This window comes from Pseudomonas sp. NBRC 111132 (genome assembly GCF_001320565.1).
GTDB classification, from domain to species: Bacteria; Pseudomonadota; Gammaproteobacteria; order Pseudomonadales; family Pseudomonadaceae; genus Aquipseudomonas; species Aquipseudomonas putida_P.
In genome coordinates this window covers 1-14,808 of record NZ_BCBI01000040.1, presented here as the reverse complement: position 1 = coordinate 14,808, position 14,808 = coordinate 1, and the positions used below count along the sequence as shown (strand labels likewise).

At 62.9% G+C, this 14,808-nt stretch carries 13 protein-coding genes and 2 pseudogenes; 5 read left to right on the top strand and 10 right to left on the bottom strand.

The genetic code is table 11. The features are described from left to right. Nucleotides 1-25: 25 nt before the first annotated feature. From ampE to APH35_RS18740, 3 genes are all read right to left on the bottom strand, one after another. Nucleotides 26-856, bottom strand: a complete 831-nt coding sequence (gene ampE / locus APH35_RS18750) for a regulatory signaling modulator protein AmpE (protein ID WP_012270533.1) — start codon at nucleotides 854-856, stop codon at nucleotides 26-28. Next, nucleotides 853-1,425, bottom strand: a complete 573-nt coding sequence (gene ampD / locus APH35_RS18745) for a 1,6-anhydro-N-acetylmuramyl-L-alanine amidase AmpD (RefSeq protein ID WP_060515252.1) — start codon at nucleotides 1,423-1,425, stop codon at nucleotides 853-855. Before ampD ends, ampE begins: the two co-directional genes overlap by 4 nt. A gap of 87 nt (nucleotides 1,426-1,512) precedes the next feature. Further along, on the bottom strand, nucleotides 1,513-3,672 hold the full coding sequence (locus APH35_RS18740) for a DUF1631 domain-containing protein (RefSeq protein WP_060515251.1): 2,160 nt from the start codon (nucleotides 3,670-3,672) through the stop codon (nucleotides 1,513-1,515). Between the two features lie 242 nt (nucleotides 3,673-3,914). On the opposite strand from APH35_RS18740, the gene nadC reads away from it, so the two are divergent. Then, a complete protein-coding gene (gene nadC / locus APH35_RS18735; RefSeq protein WP_012270530.1) occupies nucleotides 3,915-4,763 on the top strand; it encodes a carboxylating nicotinate-nucleotide diphosphorylase in 849 nt (282 codons plus the stop codon). A 58-nt stretch (nucleotides 4,764-4,821) separates the two neighbouring features. Here nadC and trxB read toward each other — a convergent pair whose 3' ends face one another. Beyond that, nucleotides 4,822-5,784, bottom strand: a complete 963-nt coding sequence (gene trxB, locus APH35_RS18730; RefSeq protein ID WP_003247318.1) for a thioredoxin-disulfide reductase — start codon at nucleotides 5,782-5,784, stop codon at nucleotides 4,822-4,824. 322 nt (nucleotides 5,785-6,106) lie between these two features. Between trxB and cysZ the strand changes: the two genes are divergently transcribed. Then, entirely contained in the window at nucleotides 6,107-6,835 is a 729-nt protein-coding gene (gene cysZ, locus APH35_RS18725) for a sulfate transporter CysZ (RefSeq protein WP_012270529.1), read from the top strand. A 36-nt stretch (nucleotides 6,836-6,871) separates the two neighbouring features. Here the strand turns inward: cysZ and APH35_RS29775 are convergent. After that, nucleotides 6,872-7,285, bottom strand: a pseudogene (locus APH35_RS29775) (methyl-accepting chemotaxis protein); the annotation flags it as partial. Nucleotides 7,286-7,459: 174 nt separating this feature from the next. Then, nucleotides 7,460-8,059: pseudogene (locus tag APH35_RS29770) on the bottom strand (PAS domain-containing protein); the annotation flags it as partial. Nucleotides 8,060-8,366: 307 nt separating this feature from the next. Between APH35_RS29770 and APH35_RS18715 the strand changes: the two are divergent. Next, nucleotides 8,367-9,557 (top strand): glycosyltransferase family 4 protein, encoded by a 1,191-nt coding sequence (locus APH35_RS18715; protein WP_060515250.1) that lies wholly within the window; start codon nucleotides 8,367-8,369, stop codon nucleotides 9,555-9,557. 127 nt (nucleotides 9,558-9,684) lie between these two features. On the opposite strand, the gene APH35_RS18710 is transcribed toward APH35_RS18715, so the two are convergent. Together APH35_RS18710 and APH35_RS18705 are read right to left on the bottom strand one after the other, a co-directional pair. Next, on the bottom strand, nucleotides 9,685-10,167 hold the full coding sequence (locus tag APH35_RS18710) for a glutathione peroxidase (RefSeq protein WP_012270526.1): 483 nt from the start codon (nucleotides 10,165-10,167) through the stop codon (nucleotides 9,685-9,687). A 145-nt stretch (nucleotides 10,168-10,312) separates the two neighbouring features. Further along, on the bottom strand, nucleotides 10,313-10,798 hold the full coding sequence (locus tag APH35_RS18705) for an FKBP-type peptidyl-prolyl cis-trans isomerase (RefSeq protein ID WP_060493634.1): 486 nt from the start codon (nucleotides 10,796-10,798) through the stop codon (nucleotides 10,313-10,315). On the opposite strand from APH35_RS18705, the gene APH35_RS18700 reads away from it, so the two are divergent. Both APH35_RS18700 and pta read left to right on the top strand, forming a co-directional pair. Next, entirely contained in the window at nucleotides 10,797-11,099 is a 303-nt protein-coding gene (locus APH35_RS18700; protein WP_060515249.1) for a DUF3565 domain-containing protein, read from the top strand. The genes APH35_RS18705 and APH35_RS18700 overlap by 2 nt on opposite strands. 31 nt (nucleotides 11,100-11,130) lie before the next feature. Beyond that, a complete protein-coding gene (gene pta / locus APH35_RS18695; RefSeq protein ID WP_012270523.1) occupies nucleotides 11,131-13,218 on the top strand; it encodes a phosphate acetyltransferase in 2,088 nt (695 codons plus the stop codon). A 37-nt stretch (nucleotides 13,219-13,255) separates the two neighbouring features. On the opposite strand, the gene APH35_RS18690 is transcribed toward pta, so the two are convergent. Both APH35_RS18690 and APH35_RS18685 read right to left on the bottom strand, forming a co-directional pair. After that, nucleotides 13,256-13,978, bottom strand: a complete 723-nt coding sequence (locus tag APH35_RS18690) for an OmpA family protein (RefSeq protein WP_012270522.1) — start codon at nucleotides 13,976-13,978, stop codon at nucleotides 13,256-13,258. 109 nt (nucleotides 13,979-14,087) lie between these two features. Continuing rightward, the gene (locus APH35_RS18685) at nucleotides 14,088-14,732 is read right to left on the bottom strand and encodes an MBL fold metallo-hydrolase (RefSeq protein WP_060515248.1); all 645 of its coding nucleotides are present in this window, start codon (nucleotides 14,730-14,732) and stop codon (nucleotides 14,088-14,090) included. Nucleotides 14,733-14,808 lie beyond the last annotated feature (76 nt).

Sequence of the window (14,808 nt, the reverse complement as noted above, 5' to 3'; positions counted from 1 at the left end):
TGGTTTTTGTGGCGGCGGCCATGAATCAAACCAGCACGGTCCACAGCGCGAACCCGGCATACCACAACACCGCACAGCGCAGCAGCAGCTCCCACAGGCTGTCCAGCCGCCCCAGCCCACGCTGGCTGTCTTCTTCCTCTGGAATGTCATCGGCAATACGCCCGACCCGGGCCACCAGGTGCGCGGCGCTGATGTGCCAGTTGAGCACCTCGTGCAGCATTACCCGTGTCACGGCGAGGAAGTTGCCCACCAGGGCAAAGCTCAGCGCCAGCACCCGTACTGGCAGCCAGTCCATGATGTGCCGCAGCTGCTCGGCACGCGCCTTGAGCGTTGGCTGCTTGCTGTGTTCGCCACACAGTGCCAGCAGTCGATAAGCCAACGCCGCACCGGGGCCCAACACGAAATACCAGAAGATCACCGCGAAAAAGCCCTGGTACACCTGCCACAGCAGGTTGCCTTGTACCCGTACCAGCAGGCTGTGCGGCTCATCGGCCACCAGGCCCAGGTCACGCTCGGCCACATGCAGCGCCGCCTGGTCGTCGCCCCGCCGCCAGGCATCGCGGAACGGGCCCATCGAGGCCTTGGCATCGCCACGGCCCAGGCTGTAGATCAGCACCAGCAGGTGCACCGGCAAGGCCAGCAAGCCATAGGCCACTGGCTCCAGCACATGCAGCAGCAATACCAGCAGCGCGACCGGCGCCAAGACCAGAATGGCCAGCGTCCACCACGGGTGCACCTTACCGCTGCGCTCAAGGCGTACAAGTTCGCCAAGGAAGAACCCATCGCGCTGCACCTGATGGCGCAAAGCCGAGAACTTCTCGACCCACAGCGCCAGCAACAAAACCAGAAAACTCATGCCTCATCCTCATTGTGCTGCAGCGCCTGACGGTAGCGCGGCCAATCGAAGGCCGGGCCGGGGTCGGTCTTGCGCTGCGGGGCAATGTCGCTATGGCCCTGGATGCGGCTCAGGTCGATGGCCGGCCAGGCACCGCGGATGTGCCGGGTAAGTTGCTCCAGCACAGCGTACTGGGCATCGGTATAGGGCTGGTCGTCGGTACCCTCCAGTTCGATGCCGATGGAAAAGTCATTGCAGCCCTCGCGCCCGTCGAAGCTCGACACCCCCGCATGCCAGGCGCGGTCACGTAACGATACGAACTGGGTCACCGCACCGTCACGCTCGACGAACAGGTGCGCCGACACTGTCAGATGGTTGATGCTGGCAAAGTAGGGATGTTCATCGGGGTCCAGACAGTTCTGGAAGAACTGCTGCACCTTGCCGGTGCCGAAACAGGCCGGGGGCAAGCTGATGTTGTGGATCACCAGCAGGGAAATCGATTCGCCCTCTGGGCGCGCATTGAAGTTCGGCGAGGGGCAGTGGGTGATTCCGATTCCGTGGAACCAGCCAGTGGCACGGTCCAATTGCATGGGGCAGATCCTGAAAACGCCATGAACAAGACAACAGTATGCCCTGTGGCCAACACCGTGTGCATGTGAATGATTGTAATGCTGCCGCTACTGCACCAGCCCTTGCCGCAAGCCGTCGAGCACGGCCTCCAGTGCACGCTCGAACAGCAGCCCGTCATCCAGCACGCGCACTTCGCCCCGCTGCAGTGCCTGGGCCAGGCTGGTGCTGCTCCATTCGCGCACTTTCATGCCGGTGCGGTTGGCGAACACCAGCCGGTCACTGCTGTTTATACGTGCCACCAGCTTGCAGCGCAGGGGTTCGTCTTCATCGAGCGCCTCGACCCAGGTGCCGATGCGCAGGCGCTGAGCCTGGTGTAACGCTGCAGCCTGCCCGTCGGCGATCTGCAGCGGCACACAGGCGGGCTCTTCGGCCATTGCCAGCACAATGTCTTCGGCCACCCGTACATCAGCCAGTGGTTGCCCATCGCCACTCGGCAGCACCTGGGCACCTGCGCAGGCGCGCAGGTGCAACTGCTCCAATTGCAGGAAGAACTCGCGGGTGGCCAGCGCGTCCAGGGCCACGCTGGCCAAGCCCTCACGCAGCGCCTTGAGCAGGCCCGGCACCTGCTGCAACAAGGCTTGTGGCTCATGGGGCGCAGTGATGCTGGCCAGCAGCGTGTCCATCGTCTGCAACGCGTCGCGCCATTCCTGGGAATTCTCGCCCTGTTTCAGCCAAGCCAGCAGCAACACCTGGCTCCAGGCCTGTACCAACATGTGTACCACCACCTGCGGCAATACTCGGCCGCGCAGGCGCTGGTTGAGCACATCTTGCACCTGTTGCCTGGCCTGCAGCGTCCGGGCTCGGCCTTCTTCGGCATCACGGGTGCGTTGTTCCAGCAACTCGTTGCGCCGCCGCTCGTCCTGGTTGAAAGCGAGGAAGTCGTCGAGCAGCTCGGTGAACAAGCCGACATCTTCGGCAAAATCATTGAGCAGGCGCTGGACGATTCGCTCTACCCGCAAGTGCAAGCTGTCACGCTGCCCTTCCCTGCCGTATTCCCAGCCAATCGCCGCACCGGCGACCTCGTTGAGCAGCCGGCGCGCCGGATGGCTCGCGCGGCTGAACAGCCCCTTGTCCAACAAGGCCACCTTGAGTAGCGGAATGTGCAAGCGGGCAATCAGCGCCCGCAGGCTGGCCGGCAGGTTGTCGTCGTTGTGGATGAAGGCGAACAGCATGCCAACCAGGTTGATCATGTCTTCGTCGGCCACGGCAAGGCGCCGGCGCGTGCCACTGCGCACGCTGACCCGCAACAACAGTTGCTCAAGCTGCTGGCCGAGCTCGAAATCATCGGCCTCGTGGGTGGCGGGCACGTAGTGCTGCAAATGCGATAGCAGCCGGAGCAGGTCGGCGCAGCTGATCGGCTGGGCGGCAGACACTGCCTGCAAGCGCGGGGCGAACTGCCCGCGCACCGGGGCCAGCAGCGCCTGCACCGAGGCAAAGAAAGCCTGCCCTGCCGCATCCGCGCCCACCGTCTGACCAAGGTTCGCGTGCCCCCTCCGTGCACGCATGCGCTGGTCTTCAGCCCGCCGCCGCGGTGCCGGCTGCAGTTCGGGCAGCACACCGGCGGCGGCCAGCAGTTGGTTGGCTTCGCCATAGATCACATCGGCATCGCGCAGCACATAGCGCTCGAACAGCTTGAGCAGCACCAGCTTGACCCGCAAACCAACCCCAAGGTTACGCCCGGCATCGAGGAAGTAACTGCATAATGCGGCAGGCCCCAACGGGTTGTGCGGCTCGTACAGCGGCCGGTCGAGCAGCGCCTGCAAACGCAAGCCCAACTGCTGCAAGGCAATGCCATCGCGTGACAACACCCGCGCCACCATGCCATCGATGGCGGCAGCCCGCTCCAGTTGGGCCTTGCTGCAAAGGTTGCCCGGCTCGACCTGCTGAGCCAGCAGGTCGACTTGGCCAATGCGCGCAAAGGTGTCGTAGAACGTATCGAGAAAACCACGTTCGATGCTTTTGCGCTTCAGGCGCAAGTCGCGCATGGCCTCGAAGTACAGGCTCTGGTCACAGCAGTCCAAGGCCTTGTCGGCCATTTCGAAAAGGGTGTCGTCGGCGTTGTCGAACAAGTCCTGCAAACCCTGACGCAACTGCAGAGCAGCCTTGTCGCGCACTTGCAGTAGCAAGACCGGAAGGCAAGGCAGAGGCGCACGCCCGCCTCGGTCGATGGCTGCCGCCAAGGGCACCACCTTGCCTTCTTTTTGCATCCTGGACTCCTTGCAGGGTGTCTTGCCCGGACGGGCCCATCATCGTCAAAGCTATGACGCCAAATACTGGTCGCCATTATCGATAAAATTTCGTACAGCTGCCAGCGCCGTTTTACAGGCTGTTCAGTGACCCTGTTTTGCACGGTCTGCTCACCACGCCCGACCAATGGTCATCATCAAGGCGGCTGTACACGCAAGCCCTCTGCCCTATAATCGCCGGCATCTAGCTTGTGGAGCCGAACATGCCGAACCTACGCCTTGCCGACCTGACCGCTGAAATTGAAGCCAACGTGCGCCGCGCATTGTTGGAGGACATCGGCAGTGGCGATATCACCGCGCAGTTGATCCCGGCCGAGCGCCTGGCCAAGGCCACCATCATCACCCGCGAGGATTGCGTAATCGCCGGCACCGCCTGGGTCGATGCCGTCTTCCGCCAGCTCGACCCGCGTGTTGCAGTGCACTGGCAGGTGGCCGACGGTGAACGGGCTACTGCCAATCAGCCGCTGTTCCATCTGGAAGGCCCGGCCCGCTCGCTGCTCAGCGGTGAGCGCAGCGCGCTGAATTTCTTGCAGATGCTGTCGGGGGTCGCCACCCGTGCACGCTTCCTCGCCGACCTGGTGGCAGACACCCAGGTACGCCTGCTGGACACCCGCAAAACCCTGCCTGGGCTGCGCTTGGCGCAGAAGTACGCGGTGACCTGTGGCGGCTGCGACAACCATCGCATCGGCCTGTACGACGCCTTCCTGATCAAGGAAAACCATATTGCTGCCAGCGGCGGCGTAGCCCAAGCCGTGGCGGCGGCGCACCGCATCGCACCGGGCAAACCGGTGGAAATCGAGGTGGAGAGCCTGGAAGAACTGCGTGAGGCGCTGGCCGCTGGTGCAGACATCATCATGCTCGACGAGCTCAACCTGGACGAAATGCGCGAAGCGGTGCGTATCAACGCTGGCAAGGCCAAGCTGGAGGCCAGTGGCGGGGTAAACGAAACGACCTTGCGGGTGATTGCCGAGACTGGGGTGGACTACATCTCGATTGGCGCCATGACCAAGGATGTAAAGGCGGTAGACCTGTCGATGCGATTGAGCCTGTGAGCTGAACGCAGGCAACAAAAAACCGGCCACTGAGCCGGTTTTTTGTTGCCTTGCTGGATCAGAACGAAGCGTTGGCCAACCCGTCCAGGTAACGCTCCACATCCAATGCCGCCATGCAGCCAGCGCCGGCCGAGGTAATGGCCTGACGGTAAACGTGGTCAGCCACGTCACCGGCGGCGAACACGCCCTCGACGTTGGTGGCGGTGGCATTGCCTTCACGGCCGCCATTGACTACCAGGTAGCCGTCCTTCAAGGTCAGCTGGCCTTCGAACAGCGAAGTGTTCGGGGTGTGGCCAATGGCGATGAATACGCCGTCGACCTTGATCTCGTCACTGCTGCCATCGTTGTTCTTCAGGCGCGCACCGGTCACGCCCATGTTGTCACCCAGCACTTCGTCCAGGGTGGCGTTGAGCTTGAGCTCGATCTTGCCTTCGGCCACGCGCGCGTTCAGCTTGTCGACCAGAATCTTCTCGGCGCGGAAGGTTTCGCGACGGTGTACCAAGGTCACCTTGCTGGCGATGTTGGCCAGGTACAGCGCCTCTTCCACGGCAGTGTTGCCACCGCCGACCACGGCGACCGGCTTGTTGCGGTAGAAAAAACCGTCGCAAGTAGCACAGGCCGAAACGCCTTTGCCCATGAAGGTTTCTTCCGACGGCAGGCCCAAGTAGCGAGCGCTGGCGCCAGTGGCGATGATCAGCGCGTCGCAGGTGTACTTGCCACTGTCACCCTGCAGGGTGAACGGCTTGTTGGCCAGGTCGACAGCATTGATGTGGTCGAAGACGATTTCGGTTTCGAAACGCTCGGCATGCTCTTGCATACGCTGCATCAGCGCCGGGCCGGTCAGGCCGTGGGGGTCGCCCGGCCAGTTGTCGACTTCGGTGGTGGTGGTCAGCTGGCCACCGGCCTGCATGCCGGTGATCAGCAGCGGCTTGAGGTTGGCACGGGCGGCATACACCGCAGCGCTATAACCGGCAGGGCCGGAACCGAGAATGATGACGCGCGAATGACGTACTTCAGACATGTCGAACTCCTGTCGAGCGGGCCGGTATCGGTGTACCGGCTGCGCCAGCTGGAAAATTAAAAAGGACCCACGCAGCACTTGGGGAAGGCTACAACGCGCAGGCCCAGAAAGCGGAAAGTTGAGCGCACTGTAGCGAGGTCGCAAAGATTAAGGAAATATCCTTCGACAATCCACCTCATAGGCATCGTCTATGCTGCGATTTCATCGATAGCCATGCCCCTGACGCTTTTGTTACAGCCCGTTTCCCGCCCGCTACCCGCCTTTCGTCGGCGCGGCAAACTCGGTAAGGTCAGCGCGTTTTCCTTCTGTGCGGAGTAACTAGATGCAAGCCCCTGTCCTCTCTGGCCCCCAGTACCTGCGTGAAGGCCTGAAACTGGTGCTGAGCCCCAACCTGCGGTTGTTCGTGCTGCTGCCGCTAACGGTCAACCTGCTGCTGTTCGGTGGCCTGATCTACTTCGCCGGCCACCAGTTCGGGCTGTGGCTCGATGCCTTGATGCCAACGCTGCCTGACTGGTTGAGCTTCCTCAGCTACATCCTTTGGCCGTTGTTCGTTGCCTTGCTGCTGCTGATGGTGTTTTTCACCTTCACCCTGGTGGCAAACATCATCGCCGCCCCATTCAATGGCTTCCTGGCGGAAAAGGTCGAGGTGGTGGTCCGTGGCGAAGACACCTTCCCAGCGTTCAGCTGGGGCGAACTGCTGGCCATGGTACCGCGCACCTTCAGCCGCGAAATGCGCAAGCTGGGGTACTTCCTGCCGCGGGCCATCGGCCTGTTCATCCTGTCGCTGATCCCGGTGGTCAACGTGGTGGCGGCGCCGCTGTGGCTCATCTTCGGTGTGTGGATGATGGCCATCCAGTACATCGACTACCCGGCGGACAACAACAAGATGAGCTGGCAGGACATGCTCGCCTGGCTGCGCCAGAAGCGCTGGCAAAGCCTGGGCTTTGGCGGCATCACCTACCTGGCGCTGATGATTCCGGGGGTGAACGTGCTGATGATGCCGGCGGCGGTGGCGGGGGCTACGTTGTTCTGGGTGCGCGAGCGCAACTGATCCCCGCGCCCGCCATACCCCTGCCGGGCTGGGGCGTCACTGCCCCAATCGGCTGGAGAACTGCCCCACCACATCCACCACTCGCTTCGCCCCATCCTGAATCTCGACAATCACGCTGCCCGTCTCGTCCGCCAGCGCCAGCCCCTGTTCGGCCTGGCGCTTGCTGGTGTCGATGATCGACACTGCCGCCTGCGCCAGTTGCTCGTTCTGCTGCACCACCCGAGCGATTTCCTCGGTGGCGGTGCTGGTGCGCGAGGCCAGTTGGCGCACTTCGTCGGCAACCACGGCAAACCCCCGCCCTTGCTCGCCCGCACGGGCCGCTTCGATGGCTGCGTTAAGCGCCAGCAGGTTGGTTTGCCCAGCAATGTCGCTGATGGTCTTGATGATCGAACCGATCACCCGCGACTGAGTATCAAGTGCCTGGATACCCTCGGCCGCCTCTTGCATCGAGGCCTCCAGGCCACGCATCACGCTGACGGTCTGGGTGACTACCTCGGTGGCCTTGCGGGCACTGACATCGGTACCCAGGGAGGTGCTGTAGGCGACATCTGCCGCCTCGGCCACTGCCTGCTCCTGGTTGACCTGATCGGTAATCACCGTGGCGAACTTGACCACCTTGTACAGCACGTCGTGGGCATCGAAAATCGGGTTATACGAAGCCTCCAGCCAAATCACCCGGCCATGGGCATCAATGCGTTTGAAGCGCTCGGCAACGTATTCACCACGGCGCAGCTTGTCCCAGAAGGCCTGGTAGCCGGCCGAGTTGGCCTCCTCCGGCTCGCAGAATATGCGGTGGTGCTTACCGCGAATCTGCTCCAGACGATAACCGACGGTGGCGAGGAAACGGTCGTTGGCGGTGAGGATGGTGCCGTCGAGCTCGAACTCGATCACTGCGGTGGAGCGCATCAGCGCCTTGATCAGGCTTTCGTGCTCGCGCGAGGTCTCGATAGTACGGGTAAGGTCGCTGGAATGCAGGGTGAAGTACTTGATGCGCCCCTCGCTGTTCTTGACCGGCTGCAGGATCGAACGCAGCCAGGCCTCCTGCCCATTGCCGCGCAACAGACGGAACGCGCCGTTCAGGTGCTCGCCCCGGCTGATCGCGCTTTTCATGCGCTGGTAAAAGTCGAGGGTCTTCACATGAGCCGGGACGATGTCCTCGATATTGCGCCCAAGCAATTGTTCGGCACGGTAGAGCATCTCGCTCTCGAAGTTGCCGTTGACCATCTCGATCCGTCCTTGAGGGTCGAGCTGCAGTACCAGCATCTCGCTGTCGAGGCTACTCTTGACCTGTTCCATGGACATCAGGTCTTCGCGCAACTGCCGGATTTCTTGCTTGAGCTTGTTGTTGAACATCACCGCTCTCCTGGAGCGCATCACGTAGTCGAATGCATCTTCATCGGCTGCCGATGACACCTTCTTGAGTGCCGTGCGAGGAAATATTCATAAAGGCGAAAGCGTCAGCGGTCAGGCGTCATCTGTACGTCACATGGCAGTCACATTGGCGCAATCCTGCAGGCGGAAACTTTTTGTCATGAATACACCCGCCCTACGCATTACCCTGGTCAGTGAAACCTTCCCACCCGAGATCAACGGCGTGGCCAACACCCTTGGCCGCCTCAGTGAAGGCTTGCGTCAACGCGGCCATGAGGTCGAGGTGGTACGGCCGCGCCAGGCCGGCGAAGCCCCCGTGCAAAACGACCCGCATCTGATGCTGTGCCGTGGTTGGGCCCTGCCGGGCTATCCGGGTTTGCAGTGGGGCGAGGTATCGATGCACAAGCTGTTGCGTCGCTGGCGCCGGCAGCGCCCGGATGTGCTGTACATCGCCACCGAAGGGCCGCTAGGGCTCAGTGCCCTGCGCGCAGCCAGGCGCCTGGGTATCGCGGTCGTCAGCGGCTTCCACACCAACTTCCCGCAGTACTCCGGCCAGTACGGTCTGGGCCTGCTGGCGCGCCTGCTCACCCACTATCTGCGCTGGTTCCATCGGCGCACGGCGATCACCTTGGTACCCAGTGTCAGCCAGCGCCTGGAGCTTGAACGCCGTGGGTTCGAGCGCCTGGAACTGTTGGCACGAGGTGTCGATGCCGGCCTGTTCAACCCGACCCGGCGCAACCAGGCGTTGCGTGAAAGCTGGGGGCTCGGCCCGGATGATATCGCCGTATTGCATGTCGGACGGCTGGCGGTGGAAAAGAACCTTGGCTTGCTGCGGCCTTGTCTCGAGGCATTGCAGAAAACTTATCCACAGAAGCGCTTGCGTCTGATCATGGTCGGTGACGGCCCGCAGCGTGCCAGCCTCCAACAGCAGGTGCCAGATGCAGTGTTCTGTGGCGCCCAGCGCGGCGAGCTGCTGGCCGAGCACTATGCCAGCGGCGACCTGTTCCTGTTCCCCAGCTTGACCGAGACCTTTGGCAACGTGGTGCTCGAGGCCATGGCTTCGGGGTTGGCGGTGGTGGCTTATGACGAGGCGGCAGCTGCGCAGCATATTCGCCATGGACACAGTGGCGGGCTGGCCATGCCAGGGGATGAGGCCGCATTCATCGATGCCGCCTGCTGGCTGCTGGAAGAAGAGGAAACCTTGCGCCGGGTGCGCCTGAATGCGCGGCAGCATGCCAGCCGTCAGGGCTGGCCCGCGATTGTCGAGCAGTTCGAGGGGTATCTGCATTCAGCCCAGAACCCATCTGCTGCCGCACCTGCTTCAAGCTTGGGCCCCACGCGATCAGTGTAGGAGCGGCCTTGCCCCGCGAATGGGCCGTACAGCGGCCCCCGGATTTCAGCACTACCGCAACCATCGAGAGGCCGCGTTGCGGCCCTTTCGCGGCACAAGGCCGCGCCTACAGGAAGTGCGTAAAACTTCAGGCAAGTGCTTTTTCTATGGCCTGGACTACCGCCGGGTCATCCGGCGCCGTGCGCGGTGAAAAACGCGCCAGTACTCGCCCATCCTTGCCCACCAGAAACTTCTCGAAGTTCCAGGTGATGTCACCGGGGAACTCGGCCCCCTCACCCGCCAGCAGACGGTACAGCGAATGGCGCTGCGGGCCGTTGACCTCCAACTTGCCCCCCAGCGGGAAGCTCACCCCATAGTTGAGGCTGCAGAAGTCCTGGATTTCCTTTTCGCTACCCGGCTCCTGGCCGGCAAACTGGTTGCACGGCAGGCCAAGCACGTTGAAGCCCTTGTCCTTGTAAACCTGGTAGAGGTTTTCCAGGGCCTTGTATTGCGGCGTGAGACCACATTTGGAGGCAACGTTGACCACCAGCACCACTTGCCCCTTGAACGGTGCGAGCGGCAGCTCTCCGCCGTTCAGCGCGTCCAGTTTCAGGTCGTGAAATGCACTCATGATGAAATCCCCTCTCAGGTTCCCGGTTGCCGCGGGGGCGAATTGCGCCCACTAAAAAGGCGCTCGTCCAAACCGTCCACCTCCCGTAGGAAGGCAAATCGGCTTGCCCGAGCGCCTGGCGACTTTCTGAGCTTAGCGCAGAAAATCAGTGGTGATGGCCACCTTCACCGTGGATGTGGCGGTGAGCGATTTCTTCTTCGCTGGCGTCACGCACGTCGACAACCTTTACCTTGAAGGTCAGGCGCTGGCCGGCCAGTGGGTGGTTGCCGTCAACGGTGACGTCGTCGCCGTCGAGGTCGCGGATGGTGACGATCTGCATCTGGCCGTCCGGTGCCGAAGCGTGGAACTGCATGCCCACTTCCAGCTCGTCGACGCCTTCGAACAGGCTGCGGTTCAGGGTGCTGACCAGCTCGGCCAGGTATTCGCCGTAGGCGTCTTCCGGCTCGATGGTAACGTTCAGCTCGTCACCAGCCTGTTTACCTTCCAGGGCTTTTTCCAGGCCTGGGATGATGTTGCTGGCACCGTGCAGGTAGACCAGCGGCGCGCCACCGGCGGAGCTGTCGATGGTCTCCCCGGCGTCGTTGGTCAGGGTATAGTCGATGGAGACAGCCTTGTTGGCGGCGATCAGCATGGGGCAAGACCTTTTGCAAAAGAATGTAGAGCGGACAAGTGTAACCAAGCCATCGTCCGATTGCGAACGCACCTCGGACGAGCAACGGCCCATCAGTCGGATCACAGGCTTCCATCTGGACGAAGAAGGCCATTGGGTGGCCGAACTGTCCTGCGGCCACACCCAACACCTGCGCCACCAACCGCCGTGGCAGGCACGCCCCTGGGTGCTCGACCCGGCCCAGCGCGCGCAGCACATTGGCCAGCCTTTCGCGTGCGGCTGGTGCGCACAAGGGGCCGATAGCGCTACCCTTGGCCGTTAATTTCTTGCACCGCTTATTTCGAGAAGCACGCATGCAGACATTTTTCATTGCGCCGACCGACTTCGGTGTCGGCCTGACATCCATCAGCCTGGGCCTGGTGCGTACCCTGGAGCGCGCCGGCCTGAAGGTCGGTTTCTTCAAGCCGATCGCCCAACCCCACCCGGGTGACACCGGCCCCGAGCGCTCTACCGAACTGGTGGCTCGCACCCACGGTATCAACCCTCCGGTACCACTGAGCCTGGCCCAGGTCGAGCGCATGCTCGGCGATGGCCAGTTGGACGAGTTGCTGGAGGAAATCATCCGTCTCTACCAGCAAGCCTGTATCGGCAATGACGTGGTAGTGGTCGAGGGTATGGTGCCCACGCGCCACGCCAGCTACGCCGCGCGGGTCAACCTTCACCTGGCGAAAAGCCTGGATGCCGAGGTGATCCTGGTATCGGCACCGGAAAACGAAGTGCTCAGCGAACTGTCCGGCCGGGTCGAACTACAGGCCCAGCTGTTCGGCGGGCCGCGCGACCCGAAAGTGCTCGGGGTGATCCTCAACAAGGTTCGCACCGACGAGAGCATGGCCGACTTCGCCACCCGCCTGCGTGAACACTCGCCGTTGCTGCGCGGCAATGACTTCCGCCTGCTTGGCTGCATTCCCTACCAACCCGAGCTGAACGCCCCGCGTACCCGCGACGTGGCCGAGCTGCTCGGCGCCCAGGTGCTCAATGCCGGCGACTACGAGCAGCGGCGCATGAGCAAGATCATCATCTGCGCACGCACGGTCGCCAACACCGTGCCGCTGCTGACCTCGGGTACCCTGGTGGTCACGCCGGGCGACCGCGACGACATCATCCTCGCCGTCAGCCTGGCAGCAATCAATGGCGTGCCACTGGCCGGCCTGCTGCTGACCAGCGACAGCAAGCCCGACGCGCGCATCCTTGGCCTGTGCCGCGGCGCACTGCAGGCCGGCCTGCCGATCCTGTCGGTCAGCACCGGCTCGTACGACACGGCCAACCAGCTCAACTCGCTGAACCGCGAGATTCCCGTGGACGACCGCGAGCGCGCCGAGTTCATCACCGACTTCGTCGCCAGCCACCTCGACGCAGCCTGGCTGCACCAACGCTGCGGCACCCCGCGTGAAATGCGCCTGTCGCCGGCAGTGTTCCGCTACCAGTTGATCCAGCGCGCGCAGCAGGCCAACAAGCGCATCGTTTTGCCAGAAGGTGCCGAGCCGCTGTTGGTGCAGGCCGCAGCCATCTGCCAGGCCCGTGGCATTGCCCGCTGCGTACTGCTAGCCAAGCCCGAAGATGTCGAGGCCGTGGCCCGCGCTCAAGGCATTGCCCTGCCGCCCGGCCTGGAAGTCCTCGACCCCGAGCTGATTCGCGGGCGCTACGTGGAGCCCATGGTGGCGCTGCGCAAGAGCAAGAACCTCAACGCACCGATGGCCGAGCAGCAACTGGAAGACCCGGTCGTGATCGGCACCATGATGCTGGCCCTGGACGAAGTGGACGGCCTGGTCTCGGGCCTGGTTCACTCCACCGCCAATACCATCCGCCCGGCGCTGCAGTTGATCAAGACCGCGCCAGGCTCAAGCCTGGTGTCGTCGGTGTTCTTCATGCTGTTCCCCGAGCAGGTACTGGTGTACGGCGACTGCGTGATGAACCCCCACCCCAGTGCTGCCGAACTGGCAGAGATCGCCCGCCAGAGCGCCGAATCGGCGCAGGCCTTCGGCATCGCGCCGCGGGTGGCGATGATCAGTTATTCAAGCGATTCGGCCAGCGATGAAGAAGTCGAGAAAGTGCGCGAAGCGACTCGCCTGGCGCAAGGTGCAGCAGAGGCGTTGCTGATCGATGGGCCTTTGCAGTATGACGCGGCAGCCAACCCGGCCATTGCTCGGGAGCTGGCACCAGGCAGCCCTGTGGCCGGGCGTGCCACGGTGTTCGTGTTCCCCGACCTGAATACCGGCAATACCACGCACAAGGCGGTGCAGCGTAGCACCGACGGGGTCAGCCTGGGGCCGATGTTGCAGGGTTTGCGCAAGCCAGTGAACGATTTGCCACGCGGGGCACAGGTTGACGATATCGTGCATACCATTGCCCTGACGGCGATTCAGGCCAGCGTGGTGCGCTAGCAAATCACTGGGGCCGCAAAGCGGCCCCAGGAATCAATCAGGGATACTGCTGAACCTGACCTTGCTGCTGGTCATACTGCTGCCCCGGAATCGGCTTCAGGTTCACTTCCACGCGGCGGTTCTGCGCACGGCCATTGGCGTCGGCGTTGCTGGCGATCGGCTGGTCCGGGCCCATGCCACGTACCGAGATGCGCGAGGCATCCACACCCTGCGAGGTCAGGTAGGTGCTGACTGCCTGCGCGCGGCGCTGGGACAGGTCCATGTTGTGCTGGCGGCTGCCGGTGCTGTCGGTAAAGCCGACCACTTCGATGGTGTTCTGGTTGAACTGCTTGAACGAGCCCGCCAGGTTGTTCAGCGGCGAGTAGAAGCTTGGCGCGATGTTGGCCGAGTCGGTAGCGAAGGTGATGTTGCCCGGCATGATCAGTTTGATCTGGTCACCCTGGCGCTGCACTTCCACGCCAGTGTTGGCCATTTGCGCGCGCAGTTCGGCTTCTTGCTTGTCGGCGTAATAGCCATAACCGGCGGCGGCGGCACCCACTGCGGCAGCACCGATCAGCGCACCCTTGCCACGGTTGTTGTGGTCGATGGCGGCACCGGCGATGGCGCCGGCCAGCGCGCCCAGGCCGCCGTACTTGGCGGTCTTGCTCATCCCAGTGGAGCCCTGCGCCTGACCCTGGTTGTCGTAAGGATTCTGGCTGGCACAGCCAGTCATCAGGGCAGCGGCAGTTGCGACGATAATCAGACGACGCATGGTGAACATGGACAAGCTCCTACTAAAATTCGTAAATGCGGCAGATCTCAAAGGGATCTATGCCAGCCTTGGATTGCATCGGCAACGAAAAATTCCATGAAAGTGCCTTCATGTGCCATCAGGCACGCACGAAGGGGTTTTCGCGCATCTCGTCGCCCAGACGGGTGTCAGGCCCGTGGCCGGTCACCACGATGGCCTCCTCGTCCAGCCGGTACAGCCGCTCCTTGATGGAGCGAACGATAGCCCGCTGGTCACCACCCCACAAATCGGTGCGGCCAATGCCACGGCGGAACAGGGTGTCGCCGGCAATCAGCAGTTTGGCGTCGGCGAACCAGAAGCTCATTGAGCCTGGCGTATGCCCTGGCGTGTGAAGGGCCACGCCGCAGCCGCAAGCCAGTTCTTCATCATCGCCCAGCCAGCGGTCTGGCGCCGGTACCGGCGTGTAAGGCACGCCGAACATCTGGCATTGCATCTCCAGGTTGTCCCACAGGGCCTGGTCGTCCTTGTGCAGGTGCAACGTGGCGCCCGTCAGCTCCTTGAGCTTGCCCGAGGCCAGGAAGTGATCGAAGTGCGCATGGGTGTGGATGATGCTTACCAGCGTGAGGCCGTGAGCTTGCAGGCGCGCGAGGATCTTGTCCGGGTCACCGCCCGGGTCGACGACGATGGCTTTCTTGGTCAATGGGTCGCCAATCAGCGTGCAGTTGCACTGCAAGGGGCCTACGGGAAAGGTTTCGCGGATGAGGGTGGTCGGGGCAGTCTTCATGAAGGGCCTGTCTTTGACGCTGCAGCGCCTGTGAGATCGAGCGCCGCCCGCGCGGCGCATCGCGAGCTGGCGCTCG